Raw genomic sequence first — 17,205 nt, forward strand, 5'->3', positions numbered from 1 at the left:
GGCAATGAGGGGTTCTCATGTGAGGATGCGAGGGAACCCCTCATCCGCCCTTCGGGCACCTTCTCCCCAAGGGGAGAAGAAAAAGTCTGACGCTTATGCATCATCCCCTCCCTCTGCGAATTTTCGGATCAAACAGATCGCGCAGACCATCGCCCATGAGGTTGAGCCCCAGCACGGTGAGCAGGATGGCAAAGCCCGGAAAGAGCGCAATATGCGGCGCAAGGCTGATCATCGTTTGGGCTTCAGCCAGCATGCGCCCCCAGCTCGGGGTTGGCGGTTGTGCGCCAAGTCCGACATAGGAAAGGCCGGCATCGGCCAGAATGCCGAGCGAAAACTGGATGGTTCCCTGCACGATCAGGAGGTTCATGATATTCGGCAGGATATGTTCGGCGGAGATGCGGGTCACACCTTTGCCGGAGACGCGCGCGGCCAGAATGAAATCGCGCGTCCAAAGCGTGAGTGCCGCACCGCGGGCCAGACGCGCGAACACCGGAATGTTGAAGATGCCGATGGCGATAATGGCATTGACCGCACCGGGGCCGAAAACAGCGGTAATGAGGATTGCGATCAGCAGTGCCGGGAAGGCAAAGATCAAGTCGTTGCCGCGCATGATCACCTCATCCAGAAGCCCGCCGTGACGGGAGGCGGCAGCAAGGCCAAGCGGCACGCCAAGGACGACGCCGATACCGACCGCAATGATGGCGACCGCGATGGATGTGCGCGCGCCGACCATGATCATCGAAAAAATATCACGACCGAAATGATCCGTGCCGAAGAAATGGGTGGCGGACGGCGTTTGCAGCTTGTCGGCAATGCTCATCACCGTCACGTCATAGGGCGTCCACAAAAAGGAGATGAGGGCTGCCGCCACGAACAGGATGGTGAGCGCAAAGCCGATTGCAAAGCTCTTGGAGCGGAAGGCGGAACGCAGGATATGTTCGGATGGCTCGGTCAATATCTCGCTCATCGAGACTGCCTCCTCAAGCGCGGATCGACCACGGCATAGGCCAGATCGACGAGGAAGGTGATGGCAATGACGGCAAAGACCAGCAGCATGACCACCGATTTTACCGTGATGAGGTCGCGCTGGGTGATGCCCTGAAACACGAGACGGCCGAGTCCCGGCAGATAAAAGACATTTTCAATGATGATGGCACCTGCCAGCAGGAAGGAAAATTGCAGACCGATGATGGTGACAACGGGGATCAGTGCATTGCGCACTGCGTGCCGCCACAGGGTCTGCTGGCGCGTCAGGCCCTTGGCGCGGGCGGTGCGGACATAATCTTCCGACAGCGTGTCCAGCAGTGAAGAGCGCATGACGCGCGCCAGAATGGAGGCCTGCGGCAGGGCAAGCGCGACGGCAGGCAGAAGCAGCGACTTCATGGCGATAAAGAAACCTGCAGACCAGCCGGGAAAGCCACCGGCGCTGAACCAGCGAAGGGTGATGGCAAAGAAGAAAACCAGCAGCATGGCAAACCAGAAATTGGGAATGGCAATGCCAAGCTGGGTGACGCCCATGATACCGAAATCGGCTGGCTTGTTACGATTGGCCGCCGCAATGATACCCGCGGGAAACGCAATCAGCGTGGAGAGGACGAGCGCAAACAGAGCCAGCGGCAGCGACACCCAGAGCCGGTCGGCAATCAGCTCGCTGACGGGAACCTTGTAGGTGTAGCTGATGCCGAAATCGCCATGCAGCATGCCAGCCACCCAGGACATGTAGCGAACAATGGCCGAGGCATTGAGGCCCATCTGCTCACGCAGCGCCTCAATCGCGGACAGATCAGCATTCAGGCCCATCATATAGGCGGCCGGGTCGCCAGGAACGATTTCCAGCGCCACGAAGACGACAATGCTCGCCATGATGAGGCTCAGGACAACAGATGTGAGACGTTTGAGAAAATAGACAAGCATGCAGCCTCACAAAACCCCGTGTCGAGGCGGCAATTTGCCAAGGCCCCATCCTCGCCCCGCCTGCGGGGAGAGGATAGCTTGCCCCAAGAGGCGAAGCCGATTGGTTTGGCAAGTGCTGCGTCCATCCAGCGCGCTCCACAAAAAAGCCTCCACGTCATTTTCTGTCTGACGCATGCGCCTGGTGCGGTTTGTGCGGATTTTGTTCGACCCTCTCAAAAACGGCGATCTTTCCTGCAGCAGAGTCTTGCCCCTTACCCGTGTCCTCTCCCCGCATGCGGGGAGAGGATGTGTTTCAATCAATCTTCCCAGTAAACGGCACTCATGTCGTTTGCCTGAGTTGGCTGGTTCTTCCAAAGACCCTTGACCTTGGCATTGGCAACACCTGTCTTGGCAAGCTCGAACAGGTAGACGTTGACAAAGTCTTCGGCGATCCGCTTTTGCGCGGCCTGCAGAAGCTCGGTGCGCTTGGCGGGGTCGGTGGTGTTGTTCAGGTCAGCCATGATCTTTTTGAATTCATCGCTGTGATAGTCGAAATAGTAGTCGTCGCGGCCGTAGATGCCGATATCCATCGGCTCGGTGTGGGACACGATGGTCAGATCGTAATCCCTGTTCTTGAACGGGCCTTCCAGCCACTGCGCCCACTCGACGTTTTCGATATTGGCCGTGATGCCAACCTTGGCGAGCTGGGCTGCCACGATTTCACCGCCACGGCGCGCATAGGATGGCGGGGGCAGTTTCAGGCTCAGCGTCAGGCCATCGGCGAGGCCAGCTTCCTTCAACAGTTCCTTCGACTTTTCCGGGTCGTAGTTGGAAAGCCCCGTCAGATCGACATAGGCCGGGTTATGCGGCGCGAAATGCGTGCCAATGGGCGTACCATAGCCGAACATGGCGCCATCGATAATTTCCTGCCGGTTGATGGCGTGGGCGATGGCTTCGCGCACGCGAATGTCATTGAGCGGGGCCTTGCCGTTGTTCATGGCGAGGATCGTTTCGCCTTCGGTCGAACCGACAATCACCTGGAAGCGCGGATCGGCTTCAAACTGCGAGAGCGTTTCGGGTGCCGGATAAAGCGGGAAGGCATCGACATCGCCGGCCATCACAGCGGCGAAGGCTGCCGTCGGGTCGGAGATGAACTTGAACGTCACCTTGTCGAGCTTGGCAGGCGTGCCCCAGTAACCATCGAATTTCGACATGGTGACATGGTCGCCCTTTGCCCATTCGTCAAACTTGAACGGGCCGGTACCAACCGGCTTGGTGGCATCATCGGCGGCGCTTTCCGGCGCGACCATGGCTGCATCGCCCCAGGCGAGGTTGAAAAGCAGGCTGCCGTTCGGCTTGGAAAGGGTAATCTTGACGGTGGCCGGATCGACCACGTCCACCGAGGCGATATCAGCAAAAAGCGCCTTCTGGGCGTTGGTGGAATCATCAGCACGGGCGCGATCCAGCGAGAACTTCACGTCCTCGGCGTCAAAATCCGTGCCGTCGTGAAATTTCACGCCGGTTTGCAGGTGGAATGTGTAGGTCAGGCCATCTTCGGAAATATCCCAGCTCTTCGCGAGATCGGGCAGAACGGCACCATTTTCATCAAAACGGGTCAGACCCTGGAAGATGTTGGCATAGACCACTTCGTCAATGGCAGCGGCGGCGCCCGATGTCGGATCAAGGCCCGGAGGCTCCAGCACCATACCGACATTGATCGCCGTGTTGGCGGCAAAAGCCGGTGAGAAGGCAGCGCTGAGTGCCAGAAAACTGGCGAAAGCAGTGGTTTTGAAAGGCTTGTTCATGTGACGTTCCCCTGATTAAACAATGGCAGCTTAAAGGCTCCTCCCCCAAGCTCATGCCGGACAGTCGACGCTTCTTTTACCGGGGTTTATCCCTTCTTCTCAAGCGTCTTTCATAAGTAATTTCTGGCAGGCGAGCGCCATCACCTTGGCGCTGTCCACCATATCGTCGATATCGATATATTCATCCGGCTGGTGTGCGAGGTCGAGAATGCCCGGCCCATAGGCGATGCAGTTTTTCATACGGCCGATGCGGTCAATATGTTTCTGGTCGTAGGTGCCGGGCGAAACGACGTAAGCCGGCTCGCGATCCATGACGGCATGGATGGCGCTCGCCACGGTGCGCACCACCGGCGCATCACGCTCGGTCATCGTGGGCGAGACCTGCCAGAGTTCCTTCATGTTATACTCAAAACCATCGCGGCGGGATTTTACGCGCTCGAGAAGACCGACGATTTCGGCCTTCACCTCGTCTGCCTTTTCCTCGATCAGGTAACGACGGTCGATCACCATGCGGGCGCTGTCTGGCACCACGGCGGCGGGAAAGCCGGTGAAATCGGGCTCCGGTTCCGCCAGCCCGCCATGCAGCGAATTGATGTTCATGGTGGAGTGGCGCGCACCTTCCGGCACCACCGGCATGGCGGTCTCACGCGCATAAAGCGCGGGAAACAGCGTTTCTTCCATTTCGGCAATCACCGCGCCCATGTGGCGCACGGCACAATCGCCGAGAAACGGCATGGAACCATGGGCGATATGGCCGAAAGTCTCGATTTCCGCCCACCACACACCGCGATGGCCGAGACAGATGCGGTCCTTGTTCAACGGTTCGGGAATGATGACATGCTGCACGCGCTCGGGCGTGAAATAGCCCTTTTCAGCGAGATAGGCCACACCGCCATAACCGCCGGTTTCCTCATCCGCCGTACCGGAAATCTCGATGGCACCGGCAAAGTCGGGGCAGACTTCGATAAAGGCTTCGGCAGCGATGATGGATGCGGCAAGGCCACCCTTCATATCGCAGGCACCGCGACCCCAGACCCGGCCTTCGGATATTTCACCACCGAAGGGATCTTTCGTCCAGCCGCGCCCCACCTCAACCACATCGGTATGGGAGTTGAAGTGGATGCACTCACCCTTATACCTGCCTTCGCGGCGCGCGATCACATTCCAGCGGGGATATTTCTCGCTGTCGCCGGGCGTCTCATAGGCCCGCACGGTCTCGACGTCAAAGCCGTGACGCAGCAGGCGTTTTTCCAGATATTCGCAGATTTCCAGATAACATTCGCCCGGCGGGTTCAGCGTCGGAATCTTGAGAAGATCGCTGGTCAGCGCGGCGAGATCGTCGCGCTTTTCATCAATGCGTGCCAAGAGTTTGGCTTGAATATCTGTGGACTGTATTTCGAGTGTGGTATCAGTGCTCATGGGGAACTAGATTGCGCCGCGGAACCGGTGCGGAGCAATCCGGTAAAAATACGGTAAAGCAGGTAGAGCGTGGCGGAAGAATACATGTTGGCCGAACTGGCCTTTGAGCATGCACCGGTGGGGCTGGTATTGACGGAAGACAGGATCATAAAGCGGTGCAACCGGCTTTTTGCGACCATGTTCGGCTATCAGCAAAACGAGTTGGAAGGACAATCCTTCCGCATGCTCTATGCCTCGAATACGGACTTCGAAACGATCCGCGAGATCGGTTTTGCCGCACTCAAGACCAAGCGGCTTTACTCTGACGAAAGATTGATGCCGCGCCGTGATGGAACGCTGTTCTGGTGCCGGTTCCGCGCCTATGCGTTCGACCCGGAAAATCCGCTCAAGCGCACCATTCTCTCCTATGCCGACCTTTCTGAGACACGGCCGGTGATCTCGCTCACCCGCCGCGAACGCGACATCATCAAATGCCTGGCCCGCGGCCTCACAGCCAAGGAAACCGCCCGCGACCTTTCCATTTCTCCCCGCACCGTGGAAGATTACCGCGCCCGCCTGTTGCGGAAGTTCGAGGTGAAGAACGTTTCCGGGCTGCTGGCGCGGATATCGGGGTTTGAGGCCTAAGCCTCGCGGAACAGCCGCCCGAACCCGTTCATGCGGTCATCAAGACCGGCAAGGCGCATCATGTGCCAGCAGAGAACCTGATTGCTGGAGAGTGCGGGCAAGTCGGTTTCGGCTTCGATCTGTTCGATGACGCCGAGCGTGCGCAGGTTGGTGCAGGACATGAAGATGGCGTCTACACCACCTTGTTGCGCCAGTGCCTTGGCGGCCTTGAGAATGGAGGGGCCGTCGATCCAGGCGACGCGTTCCTCGCGCGCTTCGTTGAACGTGCCGAAGACCGGGCTTTGCAGGCCGTTGTCGGCAAGGACGTTGCGCAGATGGGATGAGACCTCTTCCACATAGGGCGAGAGAAAGGCGAGCCGGGTCACGCCAAGTGCCTTGGCTGCGGCCAGGAGGGCTGAAACGGGTTGCGTGGCGGCTTTGGCAGAGCAGCCTGCGTGCAACTGTCGTGAAACTTCATCAACACCGATGACAGACGTGCCGGAGGTGCAGCCGTAACCGATGGCGTGATAGGTCACGGGCCGCGGCAAGAGACCGGCAGCGGCTTCGATGCGGTTCTTCATCTTGGCGAGATTTTCGGAGCTGACCTCGGGATCGCTTGCCACGCGCGTGACATAGAGCGAGACCGCTTCGGAAGGCAGCATGTGGCGAAAGTCACGCTCGATGCTTTCATCCGATTGCAGGACAACGAGGCCGAGATGGGCGCGCTGGGTGCTTTTGTCTTCGAGACTGTAGGCAAATTCGGTCATGGCTCAGATTACCGGCAAAGAATGAGGAGCGAAATGGGTGAGCGGGCGGGCACCATGGGCTGTGATGACGATGTTTTCTTCGTGCACCAGCATGAAACCGTCTTTCGTTTCAATGCCGGGTTCGAGTGTCAGGACCATGTTTTCGGCAAGGACCGTCCCGTCATGTTCGATAAGAGACGGCCATTCGGTCAGCTGCATGCCAAGACCATGGCCGAAGCGGCCTGATGACGGCGTGCCGCCTGCCTTTGTCATCGCCGCCTTCATCGCATGCGTGAGCTCGGCTGCGGTGATACCGGGGCGTGCTGCCTGAAGGCCGGCATGGGCGGACTCAATCAAAATTTTGTGGGCGTCGTTCAAGGCCGGGTCCGGCTTGCCGATGGCGAAGTTCCTGTCGTAATCGCAGAAATAGCCGTCCCAGACTAGGCCGGTGTCGAGCATCAGGATATCGCCCTTGGCGAGCGGTTCGGGCGTGGCAGGCGAAATGACATCGCTATAGCCTGCCGGGCCTGCACCCCCTGCCAGATAGGACACGTAGTCTGCTCCTTCTTCCAGGCAAAGCATCTGGAACCGACGAAAGACTGTGTCGAGGCCCACACCTTCTGTGGCGATTTCACCGACGCGGGCAAAGGCCCTGCCCGCGAGGGCACAGGCTCTTTCAATCTTGGCGATTTCGGCAGCGGATTTAATGAGCCTCAGCTGGCGCAGGATGCCATTGTCCCCGCCGATGGTCGCGGGCGCGATACGCTCGGCCACCGCCTGGAAGCTTGCAAGCGGCATGCGCAGATGGGTTTCCGGCCCATCGGGAACGCCAATGCGGCCGCCGGGGGCGATTTCGCGAATGGTATCGGCCAGCAGGCTCACCCCATCATCGGGCGCGGGCGACGGCCAGGTGCGGATATCGTCGAGACCGCAGCGGCGCATGAGCGGTTCGCCGATGGCCGGGATGACGGCGACCGGTTTTCCTGCTTGCGGCACCAGCAGGAACCATGGGCGCGTCGGGCTTTCCCAGAAACGGGTGAGATAGCCGGTGAAATAGCGGATTTCCGGCTCGGTCGTCAGCAGAAGAGCATCGAGACCGGCGTCCCGCATCAAGGTCTGCGCGCGGCTGAGGCGAGCCTCAAATTCATCTGCCGGAAAGCCACGTTGCAGATTATTTTCCACCTAAGCTTCCTCGCTCAGAATTGTGAGAACACGGGAATTCGCATTCAGCCCCGCCCCCTCCGCCTTGCCGCCAAGTGCGAGAAGTGCTGCAAGGCCCGCACCACCCGATGGGGTGGTGGCAAGACCTGCGGCCACCAGAGGCGGGATCGCTGCCTCTGCCGTGCCCTCCGAAAGCGTCATGAACACATCAGCATCGCGCGCAAGGCCCTTCAATGCGATCAGCGATGGCTCCTTGCAATCGAGCCGCCCCATGCAGGAAACGCCGCCTTCGGCGACAACCGGTTTTCCCGCCTCGATGCTTTCGTAAAGAGCCGGCGCTTCTTCGGGTTCCACAACGATGATGATCGGCGCGTCGCCCCAGATGTGACGGGCATAGGCGGCAACAGCACCGGCCAGACCGCCGACCCCGGCTTGCAGAAAAATGTGCGTCGGCGCTTGACCCATCTGGTCGGCGGCTTCTGCGGCAAGCTGCAGATAGCCTTCCATCAGCCGCCAGGGCCGGTCCATATAACCTGGCCATGAGCTATCCGACAGCAATTGCCAGCCATTGTCGTCGGCAGCCCTCGCGGCAGCTTTCATGCTGGCTTCATAGTCGGCACCTTCGCGCACGACATCGGCCCCTTTCGCGGCAAGCCTTTCGGCGAAACTCTGCGGCACGGTTTGCGCGATAAACACCTTGGCCTTGGCCCCGAAAATGCGCGCACCGGCGGCCACAGACAGACCGTGATTGCCGGCACTCGCCGTCACATAGGTCATGTCCGTCAGGCTTTCCGGACCGGGATTGCCGCGCTCGGCGGCTTCGCTGGCAATCACATAGGCCGCACCGAGCGCCTTGAAACTGCCAAGCCCCATGCGGTCGCGCTCGTCTTTGACCCGCAGTTCTGCAATGCCGAGATGGGCTGCCAGATCGCGCGCATTGCGAAGTGGTGTTTCAGCATGGGCGGGACATTGGCGAAGGAGGCTTGCAACACGGGCCGCATCAATGCTGGGAAACGGCGTCTCCGGCGGAAAAACATCGGGGAAACCCGATTCCCGCCAGGGGTTCTTGAGAAGTCTCATGCAATACGGCCTTTCCTTTTGTGCTGTGAGAGTGGGGGGATGGCCCCTCACCTGTCAAGCACGCAAAGGTGGCTCAGTTTTGCTTTCCGGCGAAACGCCATTCGCCGTCCCCAAGGATCGGTCCGGCCTTGTCCGTTGACAGTGGCGAGCGGGAAAACTGGATGGGGGTTCTCAGACCCGGCAAACCTTCCGGCGCAATGCGCAAGCCGCGGGCGGTGATCTGCTCATCTTCAATGGCCTCTGCCACCGTGTTGATCGGACCGCCTGGAACACCTGCCGCTTCGAGCGCCGCGATGAGCTCGATTTTCTGCCGCTGGGAGGTCTTTTCCGTAATCATACGGGCGAGTTCGACGCGGTTTTCCACCCGGGCGGGATTGGTGGTGTAGCGCGCATCAGCAGCCAGTTCATCAAGGCCCAGAAGCTTGCAAAGATTGGCAAACTGCCGGTCGTTGCCGCAGGCGATGATCAAATGGCCATCGGCTGTGGGGAAGACCTGATAGGGCACAATATTGGGATGGGCATTGCCAAGCCGGGTCGGCGAATTGCCGGAAACGAGATAGTTCATCGCCTGATTGGCGAGCACGGCGACGCCGGTGTCGAGAAGCGAAAGATCGACCTGTTGGCCCCTGCCGGACTTTTCCCGCTCGGCCAAGGCCGCCTGAATGCCGATGACGCCATAAAGCCCGGTGAAAATATCGATCCAGGCCACGCCCACCTTTTGTGGTTCGCCTTGCGGATCACCCGTCAGGTCCATGATGCCGCACATGCCCTGAATGAGGAAATCATAACCGGCGGTCGCCGCGCGCGGGCCATTCTGGCCAAAGCCGGTGACGGAGGCATAAACGAGGCGCGGGTTGGATTCCGCGAGACTTTCATAGTCGAGGCCGAATTTCTTCAGGCCGCCGACCTTGAAGTTTTCAATCACCACATCGGCGTCGGCAATCAGCGCCTTGACGCGGGCAAGATCGTCCGGGTCGGAGAAATCGCAGATGACGGAGGTCTTGCCGCGGTTGGCCGCATGGAAATAGGCTGCGACCTTTTCGGTGCTGCCATCGGCTTTCTCCCGTTCAACGAAGGGAGGCCCCCAGGTGCGCGTGTCATCGCCGCCGGGGCTTTCGACCTTGATCACTTCCGCGCCGAGATCAGCCAGGGTTTGGCCAATCCAGGGACCGGCCAGAATGCGCGCGAGTTCAACGACTTTGAGACCGGCCAGCGGGCTAGCTTCATTCATGGGTTGATTTCCTTAGAATTCTCACGAAGGGCATGGCGGCAAAGAGAAGCTGGCCAACGAGGCCGACAAGCCGTGGCGCAGACAGATCGCCCCAATAGATCAGGATATTATCAAGATAGGGTTCGGGTCCGACGAGGCCGGTGAGCCCGCTCTCTAAAAGCTGCAAAAGGATGAAGGCGGCAATGCCGATTTCAATTCCCTTTTCGCCATCAAGCGGCCACCAGCGGCGCACGAGGGGGCCGCAAGCCAGATAGGAAAGCACGACCATGACCGGCACTTCCACGACCACGGCCCAAAGCGGGCCGATGGCGGGTTCGAGGAGAAAGATGCGGATCGCTGCAAACATGCAACCGATCGCAAAGACGATCAGCACATAGAGTGCGGCAAAGCGGACAACGATCCCCACCTTTTCATATCTCCGATCAGAAGAAGGCCTGGATGCCGGTCTGGGCGCGGCCGAGGATCAGGGCATGGACATCATGCGTGCCTTCATAGGTGTTGACCGTTTCCAGGTTCTGCGCGTGGCGCATAACGTGATATTCGATCTGGATACCGTTGCCGCCGTGCATGTCTCGGGCCTGGCGGGCAATATCGAGCGCCTTGCCGCAATTGTTGCGCTTGACGAGCGAGATCATTTCCGGCGCGAACTTGCCCTCATCCATCAAACGGCCAACGCGCAGCGAGGCCTGAAGACCGAGCGCAATTTCGGTCTGCATGTCGGCGAGCTTTTTCTGGAACAGCTGCGTACCGGCCAGCGGCTTCGAAAACTGGTGACGATCAAGGCCATATTGGCGGGCGCGGAACCAGCAATCTTCCGCCGCACCCAGCGCACCCCAGGAAATGCCGTAGCGCGCACGGTTGAGGCAGCCGAAGGGACCGGAGAGACCTTCCACATTGGGCAGCAGTGCATCTTCGCCGACTTCCACGCCATCAAGCACGATTTCCCCCGTGATGGAGGCGCGCAGCGAGAGCTTGCCGCCGATCTTGGGGGCAGACAGGCCCTTCATGCCCTTTTCGAGAACGAAGCCACGGATCTTGCCGCCGTGCGCCTCGGACTTTGCCCAAACGACAAAAACATCGGCGATCGGCGCATTCGAAATCCACATCTTGGCGCCCTTGAGGCGATAGCCGCCATCAATCTTTTCAGCGCGCGTCTTCATGCCGCCCGGATCAGAACCGGCATCCGGCTCGGTGAGGCCAAAGCAGCCGATGAACTCGCCAGACGCCAGTTTCGGCAGATACTTCATGCGCTGCTCTTCGGAGCCATAGGCATAGATGGGATACATGACCAGCGAGGACTGCACGCTCATCATGGAGCGATAGCCTGAATCGATGCGCTCCACTTCTCGGGCAATCAGGCCATAGGACACATAGTTTGCGCCCACGCCGCCATATTGTTCGGGAACGGTCGCGCCCAGCAGGCCGTTTGCGCCCATTTCGCGGAAGATTTCCGGGTCGGTGGTTTCGTTGAGATAGGCATCCTGAACGCGCGGCAGCAGCTTGTCGGAAGCGAAAGCAGCCGCTGTGTCGCGGATCATGCGCTCTTCTTCGCTCAATTGATCTTCGATGAGGAAGGGATCTTCCCAGTTGAAGGCGGTCCCCTTGTGCGACTGTGCAGACATTTTCGTTTTTCCTCTGGCATCATTCAACGTTGAGTATGCATATACGCAACGCCGGCTGCCAGCAGAAACTCTATTTGTCGCTAGAACTATGCAGTTTATGCATATGCCGCGGAGAAATCTGCAACGCCATTCCGATCAAAATTTTAGCCTCCCGAAAGCAGAACGCTCGCGGGAGGCTTGATGTTTCAGCGCTTGTCAAAGGCGCGGATCAGCGGACAATATAGAAGGTGTCGCCACTGAACGAATGCTCGATGGAAATAACATTGTCGATGTTGATACCACGCGCCTGGAAGGCGCGAACGAGCGCGGGGTCCTGGCGGATCTGGCTCTGGATGGCTTCAAGATGCGCCGGGTTGGAAGCGAAGTTTTCCACTGCCGCCTTGCTGGCGCGGGACAGTTCATCGGTGTAGCGAACCGTCAGGCCATCGTCAGCGACCTTGCGCAGGAAGCCGGGCTTGTAACCATAGCCGAAGCCGTTTGTGGTTGCACCCGGTGCAGTAATGTCACCGTTGCGGATCAGATTTTCGTGGCTGTCGGAAACTCCGCGGTCGGCAGCATTGGCAATACCGGCGACGGCACTCACGGAAAAGAGGGCTGCAACGATTGCTTTGGAGAAGGTTTTCATAATTTTGCTCCTTATAATTTCACTTTTTGCTGGACCGGAATGCACTCGACAGAACGCCGTTTGGCGCTGATCATGAGCGTGTTCCAATCCCGCCAGGCGCTCAGGCTTGCACTTCGAAATGTGAGAGCGACTTACGCCTTCGCCGTCTGACTGGTGTTGAGATGGGGAGCAAAACGAACCGTCTCAATTGCAGTTTTTGTGAACGGCGCGTTGATTAAAATCACTATTGAAATCGCAGGATGGATTCCCATTTGCGTGCAAACGATTGGTAAAAATTGCGGTTATTCAATTGCTTGCAGAAAGCCAATGTCGATAAAGCACAGCCGCTACGGTCCTCCATCGCCGCAAAGCTGACACATTTGCACTGCCGAAAGCGGCCCTTGGCCTCTCAATTTTTCAAGATTTTTCTTGTTTTATTAGCTTGAGGCGCTTCGCGCTCAGGTCATCGCAGATTTTCCGGGATGTTAGCTGGTCGGAGTGGAGTGATTCGAACACTCGACCCCCACGTCCCGAACGTGGTGCGCTACCAGGCTGCGCTACACTCCGTGACCAGTGGCGGCTCTATAGACCAGCATTTTTTCATCCGCAAGCGGGGTGCGCGATTTTTTTTGTTGCTGCTTTGACAGCGGCGATTTGGCAACATCGGTGGATTATTTCTTGGACGGGTAGACGCGCCACTTGCACAAATCATGAAATTATTGGACGACACCGGGCACCGCGGCACCCTGCAGAAAACAAGGCCGAAGGCCAGTTTCTGCCAGAGCTGCGTTCGGGCCCGTCAATGTGGGCAGGCCTCACACCCGAACTGGTGCAGCCTCTCTTTCTACAAGCTGCGGCAGCGGGAAACGGATCACAAGGCGCATTTCATGAATTCTCGCATTGCTACTTCGATTTTCATTCTTCTCGGTCTCACCGCATGCACCACCGCAACCGATCCGGTCTCCAAGGCTTGGGTCGGCAAATCAGCCGGCGGCTTCTTTGCAGCCTACGGCCCGCCGCTGAGTGAAACCGGCCCGAATTCCTATCGCTGGAAAGGTGCCTATAGCCGCGTCAACGGCTCACTGCGCAGCTGCAGCGCCGTCATTCGGGTCGACAATGATTACCGCATTCGCGATATCGACCTCTCCACGCAGTCCGATTACTGCAAGGAAACGCTTGCCCAAACGGAAAAGAAGTAAGCACTGAACTGCAATTCGCGTTCAAGCAGGCTGATCCAATTCTCAGCCTGCATCCCGCATCTGCTCTGCCGTCTGCAGGTCCACCGAGACAAGCTGGGACACGCCCTGCTCTGCCATGGTCACGCCGAATAGGCGATCCATGCGGGCCATGGTGATGGGATTGTGGGTGATGACCACGAAGCGTGTGTCGGTCGAGGCAGCCATCTCGTCCATCAGATTGCAATAGCGCTCGACATTGTGATCGTCGAGCGGTGCATCCACCTCGTCGAGCACGCAGATGGGTGCCGGATTGGTGAGGAACACGGCAAAGATCAGCGCCATGGCGGTCAGCGCCTGTTCGCCGCCTGAAAGCAGGGTCATGGTCTGCGGTTTCTTGCCCGGCGGACGGGCGAGAATTTCAAGGCCTGCCTCCAGCGGGTCATCGCTTTCGATCAATTGAAGCTCAGCGGTGCCGCCACCGAAAAGGTGAGTGAAGAGACGCTGGAACTGCGCATTCACCTCGTCAAAGGCGGCCAGAAGCCGCTCGCGGCCTTCGCGGTTCAGGTTCTGGATGGCCGAACGCAGCTTGCGGATCGCTTCCACAATGTCGTCGCGCTCATGGATCAGCGCGGAGAGCTTTTCGGAAAGCTCTGCCTGTTCCTCATCGGCGCGCAGGTTGACGGCACCGAGACGCTCGCGCTCGATCTTCAGACGATCCAGCGCAATCTCGATGCTTTGCGGGTCTGGCAGCGGTGAATCGGCAGAAAGCCCGGTCAGCCGCAGCACTTCATGCGGGGCGCAGTTGAGCGTGGTGGCAATGCGGTTTTCGCTGTCGGCGCGACGCTGTCGGGCAGAGACAAGGCGTTCTTCTGCACGGCCGCGCTTTTCACGCGCATCAGCAAGAGCCGCGAGCGCCTGGGCGGCAAGCTGATCGGCACCGCGCTGCAGGTTTTCCGTTTCCGCCAGCCGGTCGGCGGCGGCACGGCGGGCCTCTTCTGCCTTTTGCAGCTGGTTCATAAGGGCGATGCGCTTTTCTTCGAACTCTTCGGGTGCTTCAGCCAGGTTTTCAATTTCTTCGCGGGCTTCCTCAGAGCGTGCCTTGAGCGTGTCGATCTGGCTTTGGGCATTGCCAGCGCGCGATTTCCAGGTTTCGCGCTCCTGGGCAATGGCCGCAATACGGCGGCGACGCATGTCGTTTTCTCTGGCCAGACCATCATGGTTGGCGCGTGCCTCGGCCAGTGCCGCACGGTCGGTTGCGACAATCACCTGCTGCTCCTGCAGCTTCACATCCAGATGCGAAAGGTCGGGCGCATCTTCCATCTGCGCGCGGGCTTCCTCTTCCTGCGCAGTGACCTCTTCCAACTGGCTTTCAAGGCCGTTTTTGGCTTCGCTCAAAACATCGCGCCGACGGGTGATCTCGCCTGCAGCACGTTCGGCAGCGGCCAGCGCATCACGCGCCTCGGCGGCATCACGCACCAATTGGCGCTGGCGGTCGCGCGCGTCGCGCAATTGCCGCTCGCAATCGGCCACACGGCTTGCGGCTTTCTGGTGTTCGCCCTGAACGGCCTCCAGATTTTGGCGCGCCTCGGAAATTTCACTTTCAAGCCCGGCAAGGCGGTTTTTCTGGGCAAGCCGGAGCGCTGCGCTGGAAGGCGCATCAGCACCGGAGACATGGCCATCCCAACGCCATACGGCCCCTTCTTTCGAGACAAGACGCTGGCCGGGTTTCAAAAGCGGCTGCAGGCGCGGGCCATCTTCGGCGCTGACAATACCTGTCTGGGCAAGACGCCGCGACAAAGCCTGCGGTGCACGCACATGGGCAGAGAGCGGCGTTGCGCCATCAGGAAGGACCGGATCATCGGGCTTTGCAGCGCCCATGCCCCAGTGGCGCGGCGCGGATTGATCAAGCGGGGATTCGATATCTTCGCCAAGCGCGGCACCCAGCGCGGGCTCATATCCCTCATCCACTGAAAGCTCTTCGGCGACCGGCTTGTATTCGCCGCCTGCAGCACCCGCCTCCAGCATGCGCTCAATGGTGCGTGCTTCCGTCTCCAGGGCGGCAACGGCCTGGCGGGCGTTGTCGCTGTTGGCGCGCGCGGTTTGCTCCTCGGCACGCGCAGCTTCAATCGCCTCATCGGCTGCGGCAATCGCGCCCTCGCCTTCCTCCACCGCTTCGGCGGCCATCTCGGCGCGGTCGCGATGGGTGTCGACATCGGGCAGTTCCGCCATCTTTGCGTCCAGGGCCGAAAACTCGCGACCGGCTTCTTCCAGCTGCTGCTGCAGACGGACGCGGCGGGCCGCAAGATCGGCAATCCAGCGTTCGGCCTGCTGGCGGGCGGCGGCAGCGGAGGCGCGCTCGGCCGTGAGTTTGGCAAAAGCGGCCTCGCTGATCTCCAGCTTGTCGGCGGCAGCATCCAGGGCGGCACGGGTTTCCTCGCCGCGCTCGGCGGCCCCTTCAACCTCTTCGGTCAGCAGGCTTTCCTCATCCGCCAGTTCCGAAAGGATGCGGGCATTGTCGGCCAGCAGTTGCTCTTCGCGCTGAATGTCCTGGCTCAGCTGCATCAGGCGGCGTTCCAGCTCTTCGCGGCGGCGCAACAGTCGGGAGGCATCCTCCTCAAGCTGCGAACGGGCAATCTGCAGGCGCTGGAGGGCGGCTGCGGCCTTGGCCTCCTCTTCGCGCAGTTCGGGAAGCTTGAAGCTTGCCACGGCCTGGTTTTTGGCCGCTTCCATCTGCTCCTGCGCGCGTTCAGCCACGAGATTGGTTGCCGCGGTCAAGGCCGTGTCCGCTTCGCGCTCGGCCTCGCGAGCCTGGGTCCAGTGAATGTGCAGCAGCGTCGCTTCGCGGGCGCGGATGTCGGCAGATAGCGTCTTGAAACGATTGGCCTGGCGGGCCTGGCGCTTCAGGCTCTCGATCTGGCTTTCCAGCTGGGCGGTAATATCTTCCAGGCGCTCGAGATTGGTCTCGGCAGCCCGCAGCCTGAGTTCGGCTTCATGGCGGCGCGAATGCAGGCCGGAAATGCCGGCTGCCTCTTCCAGAAGCTGGCGACGGGCCTGGGGCTTGGCCTGAATGAGTTCACCGATGCGGCCCTGCCCCACCATGGACGGCGAACGCGCGCCCGTGGAAGCATCGGCAAAAAGCAGCTGCACATCCTTGGCGCGCGCTTCCTTGCCGTTGATGCGATATATGGAGCCCTGCTCGCGCTCGATGCGGCGGGTGACCTGAATTTCATCCGTATCGTTGAAACTGGCGGGTGCCGTGCGGTCGGCATTGTCGAGATAAAGGCCGACTTCGGCGGTGTTTCGCGCCGGGCGGTTGCCGGAGCCGGAGAAGATCACGTCATCCATGCCGGATGCGCGCATGTTCTTGTAGGAGTTTTCGCCCATCACCCAGCGCAGCGCTTCCACGAGATTGGACTTGCCGCAGCCATTGGGGCCGACAATGCCGGTCAACCCGGCCTCGATGACAAATTCGGAGGGTTCGACGAAAGACTTGAAACCGACGAGGCGCAGCTTGTTGAATTTCATTTCTTTGCCCTCACGGCCGTTTCGAAGCTCACACTTCGGGCCTGCGGGCGCGCGCTGACGCGTGATGCCGGGGACACCTGTCGGGTGGAGGAATTCAATATCGTGAGACGATTCGGCGCAACGCGCCGGAAGCTCGGCCCCGTCAGGCGGTCAGCACGCAGTGCGGCGCGACCGTGAGGACAAGACAACCTCATCAAAAAACCGGGCGCAATACAACGATCGCGGCCCAGCATTTTGATCCGGTCGCGCTCAGAGCTTGCGATTAATGTTGGCCGACATGTCGTCAACCGAGATTTCCCCCGAGTATTAGTCGCTGTTGGCGGCGAATGTCGGTTTGG

Annotated in this window: 14 protein-coding genes and 1 tRNA gene; 2 read left to right on the forward strand and 13 right to left on the reverse strand. The window is 59.8% G+C overall.

The features are described 5' to 3' along the window. Positions 1–100 precede the first annotated feature (100 nt). The 4 genes from NHF56_RS11185 to NHF56_RS11200 form a co-directional block, all read right to left on the reverse strand. Positions 101–967, reverse strand: a complete 867-nt coding sequence (locus tag NHF56_RS11185; RefSeq protein WP_252804316.1) for an ABC transporter permease — start codon at positions 965–967, stop codon at positions 101–103. Next, on the reverse strand, positions 964–1,914 hold the full coding sequence (locus NHF56_RS11190) for an ABC transporter permease (RefSeq protein ID WP_252804317.1): 951 nt from the start codon (positions 1,912–1,914) through the stop codon (positions 964–966). The genes NHF56_RS11185 and NHF56_RS11190 overlap by 4 nt, the downstream gene beginning before the upstream one ends. Positions 1,915–2,210: 296 nt before the next feature. Beyond that, positions 2,211–3,698, reverse strand: a complete 1,488-nt coding sequence (locus NHF56_RS11195) for an ABC transporter substrate-binding protein (RefSeq protein WP_252804318.1) — start codon at positions 3,696–3,698, stop codon at positions 2,211–2,213. A gap of 99 nt (positions 3,699–3,797) precedes the next feature. Continuing rightward, positions 3,798–5,117, reverse strand: coding sequence for an acetylornithine deacetylase/succinyl-diaminopimelate desuccinylase family protein (locus tag NHF56_RS11200; protein WP_252804319.1), 1,320 nt, complete (start codon positions 5,115–5,117; stop codon positions 3,798–3,800). An 84-nt stretch (positions 5,118–5,201) separates the two neighbouring features. Between NHF56_RS11200 and NHF56_RS11205 the strand changes: the two genes are divergently transcribed. Beyond that, positions 5,202–5,741, forward strand: coding sequence for a LuxR C-terminal-related transcriptional regulator (locus NHF56_RS11205; RefSeq protein WP_252804321.1), 540 nt, complete (start codon positions 5,202–5,204; stop codon positions 5,739–5,741). Here the strand turns inward: NHF56_RS11205 and NHF56_RS11210 are convergent. From NHF56_RS11210 to NHF56_RS11245, 8 genes are all read right to left on the reverse strand, one after another. Further along, complete coding sequence (locus tag NHF56_RS11210; RefSeq protein WP_252804323.1) at positions 5,738–6,487, reverse strand: Asp/Glu racemase; 750 nt, start codon at positions 6,485–6,487, stop codon at positions 5,738–5,740. The two genes, NHF56_RS11205 and NHF56_RS11210, sit on opposite strands and share 4 nt — an antisense overlap. 3 nt (positions 6,488–6,490) lie before the next feature. Beyond that, complete coding sequence (locus NHF56_RS11215) at positions 6,491–7,648, reverse strand: M24 family metallopeptidase (protein ID WP_252804325.1); 1,158 nt, start codon at positions 7,646–7,648, stop codon at positions 6,491–6,493. Continuing rightward, positions 7,649–8,707 carry a pyridoxal-phosphate dependent enzyme gene (locus NHF56_RS11220; protein ID WP_252804327.1) on the reverse strand — a complete coding sequence of 353 codons (1,059 nt, stop codon included), beginning with the start codon at positions 8,705–8,707 and terminating at the stop codon, positions 7,649–7,651. A gap of 73 nt (positions 8,708–8,780) precedes the next feature. After that, entirely contained in the window at positions 8,781–9,938 is a 1,158-nt protein-coding gene (locus NHF56_RS11225) for a CaiB/BaiF CoA-transferase family protein (protein WP_252804329.1), read from the reverse strand. Next, positions 9,931–10,344 carry a hypothetical protein gene (locus NHF56_RS11230; protein WP_252804331.1) on the reverse strand — a complete coding sequence of 138 codons (414 nt, stop codon included), beginning with the start codon at positions 10,342–10,344 and terminating at the stop codon, positions 9,931–9,933. The genes NHF56_RS11225 and NHF56_RS11230 overlap by 8 nt, the downstream gene beginning before the upstream one ends. 16 nt (positions 10,345–10,360) lie before the next feature. Next, a complete protein-coding gene (locus tag NHF56_RS11235; protein ID WP_252804332.1) occupies positions 10,361–11,560 on the reverse strand; it encodes an acyl-CoA dehydrogenase in 1,200 nt (399 codons plus the stop codon). A 208-nt stretch (positions 11,561–11,768) separates the two neighbouring features. Further along, positions 11,769–12,185: a hypothetical protein gene (locus NHF56_RS11240; RefSeq protein WP_252804334.1), complete on the reverse strand. Its 417-nt coding sequence runs from the start codon at positions 12,183–12,185 to the stop codon at positions 11,769–11,771. Positions 12,186–12,654: 469 nt separating this feature from the next. Then, positions 12,655–12,731, reverse strand: a tRNA-Pro gene (locus NHF56_RS11245). 320 nt (positions 12,732–13,051) lie between these two features. Here NHF56_RS11245 and NHF56_RS11250 point away from each other — a divergent pair. Next, positions 13,052–13,363 carry a hypothetical protein gene (locus NHF56_RS11250; protein ID WP_252804336.1) on the forward strand — a complete coding sequence of 104 codons (312 nt, stop codon included), beginning with the start codon at positions 13,052–13,054 and terminating at the stop codon, positions 13,361–13,363. Positions 13,364–13,405: 42 nt separating this feature from the next. On the opposite strand, the gene smc is transcribed toward NHF56_RS11250, so the two are convergent. Further along, positions 13,406–16,867: a chromosome segregation protein SMC gene (gene smc / locus NHF56_RS11255; RefSeq protein WP_252804338.1), complete on the reverse strand. Its 3,462-nt coding sequence runs from the start codon at positions 16,865–16,867 to the stop codon at positions 13,406–13,408. Between the last annotated feature and the right edge of the window lie 338 nt (positions 16,868–17,205).

The organism is Rhizobium sp. L1K21, from assembly GCF_024055895.1.
Taxonomy (GTDB): domain Bacteria; phylum Pseudomonadota; class Alphaproteobacteria; order Rhizobiales; family Rhizobiaceae; genus Ensifer_A.